The organism is Labilithrix luteola (assembly GCF_001263205.1).
GTDB lineage: Bacteria > Myxococcota_A > Polyangia > Polyangiales > Polyangiaceae > Labilithrix > Labilithrix luteola.
This window is the reverse complement of sequence record NZ_CP012333.1, coordinates 9,201,429-9,212,976: the sequence shown is the minus strand read 5'-3', so window position 1 is coordinate 9,212,976 and position 11,548 is coordinate 9,201,429. Positions and strand designations below refer to the sequence as shown.

Here is an 11,548-nt window from a genome sequence, read left to right as displayed (position 1 = left end):
AATGCGCTGCGGATCACCCACGGGTGACCTGCGCGGTGCGGGCGATTTTGGCTGCGAGAACGCGCGGTTTTCCGAATCGGGCGTAGGCATGGCCGCAGGCACGTTCGCAGGCACGTTCCCGGTGGCCAAATTGCTAGAATTCCCCGGGTATTTTCGGCGTTTTCTACTGGCAGCGGGGCGGTGACCGGACTAGACATTTGACCCGATGTCGAACGTGAACGTTCCGCCTGAGCCGAACCTCCCGGGGTCGCCCGCCCAGCCTCCGAGCAACGGTCAGAAAGTTCCCATCTCCATCCAGGAGGAGATGCGCACGAGCTACCTCGACTACGCGATGAGCGTCATCGTGGGTCGTGCGATCCCGGACGCGCGCGACGGCCTCAAGCCGGTTCACCGTCGCATCATGTACTCCGCGTATCAGGAGGGCCTCGTCCCCAGCGCGGCGTACCGCAAGAGCGCGACCATCGTCGGCGCCGTGCTCGGTTCGTACCACCCGCACGGTGACGCGAGCGTCTACGACGCGATGGTCCGCCTCGCGCAGGACTTCTCGCTCCGCTATCCGCTCATCGACGGCCAGGGCAACTACGGCAGCGTCGACGGCGACCCGGCGGCCGCGTACCGATACACGGAAGCGCGCCTCTCGAAGATCGCCGTCGAGTTCCTGAGCGACATCGAGAAGGAGTGCGTCGACTTCGTTCCGAACTTCGACGACTCCAAGGTCGAGCCGACCGTTCTTCCGACGCGCATCCCGAACCTGCTCGTCAACGGCAGCGGCGGTATCGCCGTCGGTATGGCGACCAACATTCCGCCGCACAACCTCGGCGAAGTGCTCGACGCCACGGTTCACCTCATTCGCAATCCGCAGTGCACGGTCGACGACCTCATGCGGTTCGTCGCCGGCCCTGACTTCCCGACGGGCGCTCTCATCTTCGGGCGCGGCGGCATCGAGCAGGCGCAGCGCACCGGTCGCGGCAACATCATCATGCGTGCGCGCATGGAGGTCGAGCGCGCGCCGGGTCGTGGCGACAAAGAGCAGATCGTCGTCACCGAGATCCCCTACCAGACGAACAAGGCGAGGATTCACGCGCGCATCGGCGAGCTGATGCGCGAGAAGAAGATCGAGGGCATCTCCGAGGCCCGCGACGAATCCGACCGCGAAGGCATCCGCCTCGTCATCGAGCTCAAGAAAGACGTCGTCCCCCAGGTCGTCATCAACCAGCTCTATCGGTTGACGGACCTGCAGACGTCGTTCGGCGTCATCAACCTGGCGATCGTCCGCGGCCGCCCGATGGTGATGAACCTGAAGGAGTCGCTCGATGTCTTCGTCGAGCACCGCCGCGACGTCGTCACGCGCCGCACGCGTTACGAGCTCCGTCAGGCCGAAGCGCAGCGCGAGATCGTCGAAGGTCTCGGCATGGCGACCACCGAGGTCGACCTCGTCGTGAGGACGATCCGCGAATCGCGCGACGTCGAGACCGCGCGCAGCGCCCTCATGAAGCTCCCGCTGAAGGGCCTCGAGGCGTTCGTGCGCCGTGCAGGCCGCCCCGACGCGGAGATCGAGCGCGCCAAGGAAAAGGGCGACTACTTCCTCTCCGAGCGCCAGGCCAAGGCCATCCTCGAGATGCGCCTCTCCAAGCTCACCGGCCTCGAGCAGGAGAAGCTCGCGGCGGAGTACGGCGAGCTTTGCAACGAGATCGCGCGCCTTCGCAACATCCTCGCCAACGAGAGTGTCCTCTTCGACCTCATCGTCATGGAGCTCGAGGAGATCCGCTCGAAGTTCGCCGACAAGCGCAAGACCGAGATCGTGGCGAACGACGCCGAGATCGCCGACGAAGACATGATCCAGGAAGAGGACATGGTCGTCACGATCTCGCACGCCGGGTACATCAAGCGGACGCACCCGTCCGCGTACCGCGCGCAGAAGCGCGGCGGCAAGGGCAAGATCGGCATGGAAGCGCGCGAGGAAGACTGGGTCACCCAGCTCTTCGTGGCTTCGACCCACGCCTACGTCTTCTTCTTCTCCGACCGCGGCAAGGTCTACGTGAAGAAGGTCTACGAGATCCCGATCGCCGCGCGTAACGCCAAGGGCCGCGCGATCGTGAACTTCGTCGGCATGGAGCCGGGCGAGAAGGTCGCCGCCATCGTCGAGATCCCGAAGATCGAAGAGGGCAAGTTCGTCGTCACCATCACGAAGCGCGGTCAGATCAAGAAGACCGCCGTGACCGAATACGAGAACTTCCGCCAAAAGGGCATCATCGGCGTGAAGATCGAGGGCGACGATCAGCTGCTCTCGGCGGCTCTCACCAACGGTGGCTGCGAGCTCCTCATCGCCACGAAGCTCGGTCAGTCGATCCGCTTCGCCGAAGATCAGGTCCGCTCGATGGGCCGCGGCACGGTCGGCGTGAAGGCGATCGACGTCGCCGACGACGACCAGGTCGTCGGTATGGCGGTCACCGATCCGGAGCGTCCGTTCGTCCTCGCCGTCTGCGAGAACGGCTACGGCAAGCGCACGAACCTCGAAGAATTCCGCCAGCAGAACCGCGGTGGCAAGGGCATCATCCTCATCGACGCGAGCGAGCGAAATGGCCCCGTGGTCGACGTCAAGCTCGTCAAAGACGGCGACGAGATCATGCTCATCACCGACAAGGGGCAGACGCTCCGTACGGCCGTCGCCGAGGTCCGCGAGACGGGCCGCAACGCGCAGGGCGTGAAGATCATGAGCGTCGAGGAAGGCGAGCGCATCGTCGCCCTCGAGCGCATGGCCGAGCAGCCTGCGGGCGCGGAGGGTGGACCCGAGGGAGGCTCCGAAGGTGGCTCCGAGGACGGTGGCTCGGCGAGCGAGCTCCCGCCCGATGACGGCTCTGGCGGCGCCGCACCGGCCGGCAGCGAAACGCCCGGCGAAGGCGAGCTCAACTGAGGTCCATGCAAGCCGTCGCGCGTCCCTCGGCGAAAGCCGCGGCCAAGAGTTCCTCCAAGAAGACGAGCACCACGCACACCAAGAAAGCGAGCGCGGAAGCCAAGCCGCGCCGCATCGTGGGCGTGGGCTCGGCTTCCACGGGGGAACAGAACGCGAAACAGAACGCGAACAAGCACAAGAACGCGAAAGCCCCGACGGCCGGCGGCGCGAAGAAGAAGGCCGGCGCGAGCAAACCTTCGAGCGGAAAGACGTCGAGCAAGGCGTCCAAGAAGATGGCCCCGCCCGTCCCTACCCTCGAGCGCCTCAAGCAGATTCACCCTGACGCGCACTGCGAGCTCGATCACCAGAACGCGTTCCAGCTGCTCGTCGCGACGGTGCTCAGCGCGCAGACGACCGACGTGAACGTCAACAAGGCCACGCCCAAGCTCTTCGCGACCTATCCGGACGCGAAGGCCCTGGCGAAGGCGGAGCCCGTCGACGTCGAGCCGCTCGTCTCCACGCTCGGTTTCTTCCGGCAGAAGGCCAAGAGCATCGTCGGTCTCTCGCGCATCCTCGTCGAGAGACACGGCGGCGAGGTTCCGCGCTCACTCGACGACCTCGTGAAGCTCCCTGGCGTGGGCCGGAAGACGGCGAACGTCGTTCTCGGCGTCATCTGGAACACGCCCGAGGGCGTGGTCGTCGACACGCACGTGCAGCGCACCTCGCAGCGGCTCGGATGGACGCAAAACACCGATCCGGTGAAGATCGAGCAAGATCTCTGCAAGCTCCTTCCCCGAAACGAGTGGGATATGACCAGCCATCTGCTCATCTTCCACGGCCGGCGCATCTGCTTCGCGCGGAAGCCCAACTGCGAAGGCTGCGGAATCAACGACGTCTGCCCGAGCGCCTTCGACGCCGAGCTCGTCGGGCGGAAACCCGCACGCGTACGAAGCGCGTGATAGCCTTCCTGATCGGACTCTCGCGCCTCGGGCCGTGAAGGCTCCCGGGCGACGACGAATTCCTGGGAGCCCTTCGTGACGACGGGACAATACATCGCCCGGTTCCGCGAGCTGCACGACAGGGCCAAGTCGGGATCTCTGAACGAGAAGGAGCTCGTCGAGTATCGGCAAGCCCGCACCGAGTTCAGCCGCCTCATGATGGTGGCGCAGCAGCTGAATCGAAGCGGCAAAACGCTTCGCTCCACGCTGCGCATTGCCCAGCTCTTCAAGGTGGAGCTCGATCTCGGCGCGCCGCCGGCGGTGCGGACCACCACCGTCGACCTGGCAACCGGTGGCTTCGCCGCCCTCCTGCCGATGAATGAGCCGCTCGGCAAGGTCGTCGGCTTCACGCTGAACGTGCCGGTGGTCGGCAATGCGCCGTCGGCCATCCGCGGAACGGCACGCGTTGCAAGCTCCCGCCCGCACGGTGGGCTCTTTCGCGTGAGCTTCACGTTCGAGCCTCTCAAGCCCGCCGAGCAGGAGCAGCTCGAGGTCGTGATCATCGACTCGGTGCTCGCGCGCTTCGCGAGCCCCGTGTGAGCGCACGCGTCCAGGCGGCACGGCCCGGACGCACGCCCAACTCGACTCACTTCAAGCGAAGCAGCTTCTCGTCGACGGCCAGCGCATCGACGTCCTTTGCCTTTTTCGCGGTTTCGTACGCCGAGCGCGCTGCTTGCGGCTCCTTGTCGGCGACGAGGGCGTCACCGAGGGCAACCCATCCCGGGCCGTAGGCAGCGAAGTCCTTGGTGGCGCGCGTGGCGAACGCCTTGGCACTCGTCACACGTCCCGCAGCCACACACGCGCGAGCCGCGTTCACGAGAGGCGTGGGATCACCATGATCGAGTCCGTACGCGGCTTGATATGCCTCGAGCGCGAGATCGATCTCCCCCTTCTTCGCCCACGCGTCGGCGACGAGCAGCTTTGCGGCGGCGACGTTGGGCATCAACTTGCTCGCGAGCTCGCCCGCCTTGATCGCATCGTCGGCGCGGCCCTCGGCGAGAGCCACGTGACCGGCGACGACGTGCGAAAACACGTCGTTGGGGGCAAGCCGAAGAACCGTCTCTACGGTCTTCTTCGCGTCGGGCAATCGTCTCGCCGCGACGTAGCCGTCGGTCAGCCCGCGGAGAGCTTCGAGGTACGTCGGTCGATCGCCGATGGCGCGTTCGAGCGCGGCCAGCGACTCGGTACTGCCCGCTGGCAGCGCGCGCCCGAGCTCGAATTGCGCGACCGGATCATGCGGGTCGAGCGACACGGCGCGTTTCAACGAGGACACACCGTCCCTGCCCGTTCGCTGGAGGAGCGTGCCCAGCAGCACGTGCGCGTCAGCCTTGCTCTCGGCCTGAGCAATCGCCTCGCGATACGAGGCTTCGGCCTCTGCATCCATCGACTCGAGCTCGCGGGCGCGCCCGCTGGCGAGCTTTGCGGCGTAGGCCACTTCGGCGCGAGGGGCTTTGCCCTTCTCGAGGGCTGCGAGCTCGCCCAAAGCCTCCGTTCCTCGGCGCCAGAGGAGGTGCGCTTCGGCCGCGCAGACGTGGCTGACGTCTGCTGCGGAAGGCGTTTTTCCAATGCCATTGCACGTCCCACGCGCCGCTTCGAACTCACGCTTCGCGATGTGCGTTCGGGCGATTTCCCACTTGAGGAGCGCCGCCGCATCCGGTCGGTTGGCAGCAAGCGCGACGCCCCGACGGAGCTCGGTCAGGGCCTCGGCGTCATGCCCGGCCTTCCGCAGGGCCTGACCGTAGGCCAGCGACGCTTCGGGGCTGATCGGCGCCGCCTTCACCCGCTCGCGCGCCTCCGCCAAGCCCGCTTCCTGCGCACCGGCCGGGAGGCTGGGAGCCAGAGCGGCGATGGTACAAACGACCCCCAGGATCGTGGCGATGGTGGTCCGGCGACGTGTAGACTGCATAGGAAATTTCCCCCTGCGGTGGCGGCTGGCTGAATGGCTAGCAGCGTGCATGCCACCAGCCTGAAACTCCGAGAGACTCCGAACCCGCCTTGTAAGCAGGTGTTCCGAGCGGGCAGCCCGCGCGGTGATACCTTCTGGAGAGAGATGCGCAAGCCCCGCGTCGTCGGTCTGGTTCTCACGCTCCTCAGCACCGTTTGTGGAGTTGGCTGTGGAGTTGGCTGCGGACTTGGCGTCGCGGGCTCGCTGATGCCCGACCAGGACAGAGGCGACACGCCCGAAGCAGGCACGACGAGCCGGCCCGAGACCGGAACGGACGCCGCCGGGGACGTGCCCGACGGACGGCCCGGTCCCGGCGACAGCGGGGTCGACGACGCATCGCTCGACGTCAACCCCGCAAGCTGCGCCGACCACTGCGACGGCGGCACGTGCGTCGATGGCGTCTGCACCCTGACGTGCGCCGCAAACCAATGCACGACCGCCCCCGTGGTTTGCCCCGACGGCATCCCTTGCGCCGTGGAATGCGGGCAGAACGCCTGCTCCCACGGCGTCGATTGCGCCGGCGCTACGGCGTGCAAGGTGACCTGCAGCGGCTCGAGCAGCTGCACCGGTGAGAAGGTCCGCTGCTCCGGATCGACCTGCAGCATCACCTGTTCGGGCAACAACTCGTGCAACCACGGCGTCGATTGCGACGCCGGCACGTGCGACGTGCAGTGCACCGGCTCCACCTCGTGCCGAGGGGAAGCGGTGAACTGCAACGGCGACGTCTGCTCCATCGTCTGCGGTGACGACGCCACCGACACGAACGTCTGCGATCACGGTATTCACTGCACGGCGACGAAGCGTTGCTCGCTCCACTGCAACGGGCCGAACGCCTGCACGCAGGACACCATCACGCTGGACGCGCCGACCGGTACGGCCGAAGCCTTCTGTTCGAGCGTGAATTCCTGCAACCATTCGCTCGCACTCCGTGCAGCGAACGGTACGGTCACCTGCTCGGGCCCCGGCTCCTGCTCGGCGGGCGTCGCGTGCGATGGCGGCCCTTGCAACGTCGACTGCACCGGCTCCGCCGCCGCGTCGGTGTGCTGCACCACGGGCGTGACGTGCACGACGACGAACTGCGGAACGCCGAAGGTCTGTCCCTAGGGCGCGGTCGACTTTTCGATCCGCGCGAGCGCCCAGAACGCGGCCTTGCGCACGATCTCGGAATCGTGGTGCTCGGCCGCGCGCGTGAGCGCTTCGACGTCGGCCGGATCGGCGCGATTGCCCAGCACGACCGCCGCGTTACGAGCGAGCCCGATGCGTGTCGCGCGCCCGACGGGACTTCCCTCGCGCAGAGCCGCGAACCCCGCATCGTCGAGCATCAGAAGATCACGCACCCGCACCTCGCCCCAGCGCGGATCGGGCGTGAAGCGAGCATCGATCGGCATGCCGGCGCGGCGTGCCGAACGCGCCGAGGCATTGAAGGGGCAAACGGTCTGGCAATCGTCGCAGCCGAAGAGATGGCCTCCAACGCCCTCGTGGAGCTCGTCGGGGATCGCGGCGCGGTGCTCGATCGTCAGGTAGGCGACGCACCGGCGCGGGTCGAGCACGAACGGGGCCTCGAACGCGCCCGTCGGACAAGCGTCGAGACATCGCGTGCATGATCCACATCGTTCGGGAATCGTGGCGTCGGGCTCGATCGCGAGCGTCGTGACGACTTCGCCGAGGAGCACGAGCGATCCCACGCCGGGAACGATGAGGAGGCCGTTTTTGCCTACGAAGCCGAGGCCCGCGCGTGAGGCCCACGCCCGCTCGAGAATCGGCTCCTCGTCACAAAGCGGGCGCGCTTGAACGGGCTCTTCGCCCCCGAGCGTCCGAACGAACGCGGCGAGCTTGCGGAGCTTCTTGCGCAGACCATTGTGATAATCACGACCACGCGCATACCGCGCGATCGCCTGGACGACTTCGGGATCGGCCGCCTCGTCCACCGAGGAGCGCGCGTAGGGCCTCGCCAGGCAGATGACCGTCCGCGCGCCGCGCAGAATGTGCTCTCCGTCGAGGCTCCGTCGAGCCTCGGCCGCCGCTGCGAGCCAGCCCATCTCGCCCTGCTTGCCGTCGCGCACGAACGCCTCGTAGCGTTCGAAGTCGGCCTCGAGCGGCACGTCGGCACGAGCGAACCCAACCGCCTCGAATCCGAGCCGACGCGCCTCGGCAACGACGCGTGCTTTGAGCGGAACATCTCCTTCCAGGATGGGTTCCGGCACGGGGGGCGGACACGAAGAACTCACGGAAGGTTCACCTTGCCTTACGGCGCGCAAGGAATCGAGGCTCGCCGGTGCGGAATCGAGGCGGCCTTGAGACGATTCGCAACAATGGGATATCACGCGTCTTTAGCGCAGTCCGGGAGAGACCGATGAGCGCTTCTTCGGCTCTGCACGAGCTTCGAGTATGACAACGCGCCATGAAGGCCCCCGTTTCGCGCGTCTCGCGCTTCTTGGTCTCTGGCTTTGCCGCGCTGGCCGGCTTGATGCTCGCGGTCGGGTGCAGCTCGTCGAACTCGGCTCCTCTTGCGGACGCTGGCACCGCCACGACGACGAGCACCACGTGCGAAGGCGCGCCCGATCTCGCCAAAGACGACTACTGCGCATCGTGCAGTTTCGCCGCGAACGCGAGCCCGACCACGTGCAAGGTGCCGCGCACGATCAACGCGTGCTGCGCTTTCGTCCAGCCGCCGTCGCAGGAGGTCGTGCGTAGCACGGGCCTCTACCGCTACAGCTCCAACGATCCGGCGTTGCAGCTCGGCTGCCTCGACACGCCCGCCGCTCTCGGCACGCCGAAGCCCATCACGCTGACCGGCTTCGTGCGGCTCTTCTCGAGCGGCAACGACTCGGCGGGCGTGAAGATCGAGGTCTTCAAGGAAGGCACCGACGGAGCACTCGGCGACCTCGTCGGCACGCCGGTCACCACCACCGATTCGGACGCGTTCCTGCAGCCGAAGCCGGATTGGTTGAAGAAGTGCCCCGCTGGCGGCTGCACCTTCCGCGCATTCAAATACGAGGGCGTCCCCACCGAGACGCCGCTCATCGTGAAGACGTCCGACGCGAAGGGCGGCACCGATTGGTCGCCCCTCTACGACTACAATGTCTTCTTCTCCAACGATCAGGTCGGCGCGTCGAACGAGTTCTCGTACGAGCCTCAGGCCGTCGCGGCGACGGACATCAACACCGTCGCGTCCGCCGCCGGTGGATTCACGGTTCGGCCCGACAAGGGCGTCCTCGCCGGTGAAGTCCACGACTGCGGCGACGTCCGCGTGTCGGGAGCGATGGTCGACACGGACACCGCGCACGAAGGCGACGTCTTCTACTTCGGCGAAAACGAAGCCGATCCGCTTCCGGATCGCCAGCGCGCCTCCGCCGGTACGAGCCGCCTCGGCCTGTTCGGCACGCTCAACATTCCGACCGGAACGCCCATCCGTGTTCGCGCCATCGGCACCGTCAACGGACAGACGATGCTCCTCGGCTCGCACACGGTTCAGGCCTTCCCCGGAGCCGTCACGGCGCTCAGCTTCCGCGGCCGTCGCCCTTGGCAGAAGTAGCTCACGGAGAAACCACGGCCGACACGCTCTTCGGTGGGCGTGTCGCCTTGGCCCAACCGGCCAAAAATCGCGGTTATCGGGTCAACGTCGACGCGATCCTGCTCGCTGCCTTCGCGGCCGGTGTGCTCGACGAGCCGCCGGCGCGCGCTCGAAAAGCGAAGGCGGCGTTCGACCTGGGCTCCGGCGTCGGCGCCGTCGGGCTCTCGCTCTTGCATCTCGGCGGTGCATCGCACGTCACGATGATCGAGGTCGATCCGATCCTCGCAGGTCTCGCCGAGGAGAACGCCGTCGCCAACCGGTGGCAGGATCGAATCGAGGTCCGCCTCGGCAGCGTGGCCGCCATCACGAAGAGCGACGCCGATCTCGTCGTCTGCAACCCGCCGTATGTCCCGCCCGGGCGCGGACGAGCCCCTCTTGCCGTGCGCGCCACGGCGAAGATGGGCTCGCTGGACGACTTCGTCTACGCGGCGCGAAAGCTCGCGGGCCGGCGCGCACGCGTGTGCTTCGTCTATCCGGCGATCGAGGCAACGACGTTGCTCGGATCGCTTCGCTCTGCCGGCCTCGAGCCCAAACGCCTGCGCACGGTACACAGCAAGCCCAACGAGAAGGCGCGCGTCGTCCTCGTCGAAGCCGTTGCCGGAAAGCCCGGCGGCCTCGTCATCGAGCCGGGCTTCGTCGAGACCGACGGCAAGGGTCGTCGCTCGAGCCCAATCGAACGGCTGCTCGCGAAGTAGCAGGCCTCAGAAGACGCTGCTCACGTCCAACGTGACGACGTTGTCCGACGAGGCGCTGCTGCCGCGCGAGCGCCGTATTCGTTGCGATGGCGCCGGCCGACCCGACGACGTGCGCCCCACGACGACGCCCGCTTCTCCTGCACGCGGACGGCAGCGCTTACGGTCGTCGAAGACGATCGAGCGCGATGGCGCAGGCGGCGCGCACGCTGAGGTGATTCCAGTCACCCACGCCCGCGATCGGCTCGATGACCGCGTCGGCGTTCGACGTCACCGAGGGTGCGAGGCCCCAGCCGGTACCGAAGACGAGGAGAATCGGACCGCCCTCGCCGGCGAGCGCTTTGCGCGCAGTTTCGAAGGTGATCGAGGTGCCGATCTCGCGCGCAGCCGTGACCCAGACCGTCACGCGCTCGCCACCCTCGCCCGCGAGTGCTTCCACGGCGGACTCCAGCGTGGGCACGGCCCGGACGACCGAGAGAGCTTCCTTCCGGTCGGGAATGCGCTGTGCGCTCGACCCTTCGGTCCAGTGCGTGACGATGCGCGTCGCCAACTCTCGTTGGACCTCGACCGGATGCACGATGAAGAAGTCGCTGCATCCGTACGTGCGGGCGCTGCGCGAGAGATCGTGGACGTCGATGTTGGTGAGCGCCGACGTAACGACGTGCCCGTCTTTGTGGAGCACGGGGTAGTGCACGAGCGCGATGGCGAGACGGCGGCCGGCGACTTTCATGGCTTGCTCTTGGGCGAGGTCTCGCGACGATCGAGGAGATCCGGACGACGCGCTTGGGTTCGCTCGAGCGACAGCTGCTTGCGCCACGCGGCGACGTGCGCGTGGTTGCCCGAGGACAGGACCTCCGGCACGGTCACCCCGCGAAACTCGGCCGGTCGCGTGTACTGCGGATACTCGAGGAGGCCTTCTTCGCCGTGCGATTCCTCGTGCGTCGACTCCAAGTTGCCGAGCACGCCGGGAATGAGCCTGACCGTGGCCTCGATGACCGCCATGGCCGCGACCTCGCCCCCGGTCATGACGAAGTCACCGAGCGAGAGCTCTTCGTCGACGAAGCTTCGCACGCGTTCGTCGAAGCCCTCGTAGCGACCGCAGATGAGCATGATCGCGGGCTCGGTCGAGAGCGTGCTCGCGATCGGCTGCGCGAACGGCTTGCCCTGAGGCGTCAGCAGAATGCGGCGCGCGCGGGGCTTTCCCTCGGCCGCGGCCTCGGCATCGAGGGCTTCCATGCACGCGACGAGCACATCGACGCGCATGACCATGCCACTGCCACCGCCGTACGGAGTGTCGTCGACGCTCTTGTGGCGACCGAGGCCGAACTCACGAGGCGAGCGCAGGCGAACCTCGAGCTGACCGCCGGTCATGGCGCGCCCGACGAAGCTCGTACGAAGGAAGGTTTCGAAGAGCTCCGGAAACAGCGTGACGAGGTCGACGCGCAC

At 67.0% G+C, this 11,548-nt stretch carries 10 protein-coding genes; 6 read left to right on the top strand and 4 right to left on the bottom strand.

Annotated features, from left to right (window positions below; genetic code table 11):
- The first annotated feature begins 205 nt into the window (after positions 1-205).
- The 3 genes from gyrA (at position 206) to AKJ09_RS39915 (ending at position 4,431) form a co-directional block, all read left to right on the top strand.
- Entirely contained in the window at positions 206-2,914 is a 2,709-nt protein-coding gene (gene gyrA, locus AKJ09_RS39925) for a DNA gyrase subunit A (RefSeq protein WP_146653075.1), read from the top strand.
- A gap of 5 nt (positions 2,915-2,919) precedes the next feature.
- Positions 2,920-3,852 (top strand): endonuclease III, encoded by a 933-nt coding sequence (nth, locus tag AKJ09_RS39920; RefSeq protein WP_275936688.1) that lies wholly within the window; start codon positions 2,920-2,922, stop codon positions 3,850-3,852.
- A 75-nt stretch (positions 3,853-3,927) separates the two neighbouring features.
- Positions 3,928-4,431 (top strand): PilZ domain-containing protein, encoded by a 504-nt coding sequence (locus tag AKJ09_RS39915; protein ID WP_146653074.1) that lies wholly within the window; start codon positions 3,928-3,930, stop codon positions 4,429-4,431.
- Between the two features lie 46 nt (positions 4,432-4,477).
- Here AKJ09_RS39915 and AKJ09_RS39910 read toward each other — a convergent pair whose 3' ends face one another.
- Entirely contained in the window at positions 4,478-5,797 is a 1,320-nt protein-coding gene (locus tag AKJ09_RS39910) for a tetratricopeptide repeat protein (protein ID WP_146653073.1), read from the bottom strand.
- A gap of 144 nt (positions 5,798-5,941) precedes the next feature.
- Between AKJ09_RS39910 and AKJ09_RS39905 the strand changes: the two genes are divergently transcribed.
- Positions 5,942-6,940, top strand: coding sequence for a hypothetical protein (locus AKJ09_RS39905; protein WP_146653072.1), 999 nt, complete (start codon positions 5,942-5,944; stop codon positions 6,938-6,940).
- Here the strand turns inward: AKJ09_RS39905 and queG are convergent.
- Positions 6,937-8,064 (bottom strand): tRNA epoxyqueuosine(34) reductase QueG, encoded by a 1,128-nt coding sequence (queG, locus tag AKJ09_RS39900; RefSeq protein WP_240488782.1) that lies wholly within the window; start codon positions 8,062-8,064, stop codon positions 6,937-6,939. The two genes, AKJ09_RS39905 and queG, sit on opposite strands and share 4 nt — an antisense overlap.
- Before the next feature lie 173 nt (positions 8,065-8,237).
- Here queG and AKJ09_RS53660 point away from each other — a divergent pair, with 173 nt between their 5' ends.
- Both AKJ09_RS53660 and AKJ09_RS39895 read left to right on the top strand, forming a co-directional pair.
- The gene (locus AKJ09_RS53660; protein WP_169928242.1) at positions 8,238-9,371 is read left to right on the top strand and encodes a hypothetical protein; all 1,134 of its coding nucleotides are present in this window, start codon (positions 8,238-8,240) and stop codon (positions 9,369-9,371) included.
- Positions 9,359-10,105 (top strand): tRNA1(Val) (adenine(37)-N6)-methyltransferase, encoded by a 747-nt coding sequence (locus AKJ09_RS39895; protein ID WP_169928241.1) that lies wholly within the window; start codon positions 9,359-9,361, stop codon positions 10,103-10,105. The genes AKJ09_RS53660 and AKJ09_RS39895 overlap by 13 nt, the downstream gene beginning before the upstream one ends.
- Positions 10,106-10,262: 157 nt before the next feature.
- Here the strand turns inward: AKJ09_RS39895 and AKJ09_RS39890 are convergent, their stop codons facing one another.
- Positions 10,263-10,832 carry an RNA methyltransferase gene (locus AKJ09_RS39890; RefSeq protein ID WP_146653070.1) on the bottom strand — a complete coding sequence of 190 codons (570 nt, stop codon included), beginning with the start codon at positions 10,830-10,832 and terminating at the stop codon, positions 10,263-10,265.
- Positions 10,829-11,548, bottom strand: coding sequence for a tRNA (guanosine(37)-N1)-methyltransferase TrmD (gene trmD, locus AKJ09_RS39885; RefSeq protein WP_146653069.1), 720 nt, complete (start codon positions 11,546-11,548; stop codon positions 10,829-10,831). The genes AKJ09_RS39890 and trmD overlap by 4 nt, the downstream gene beginning before the upstream one ends.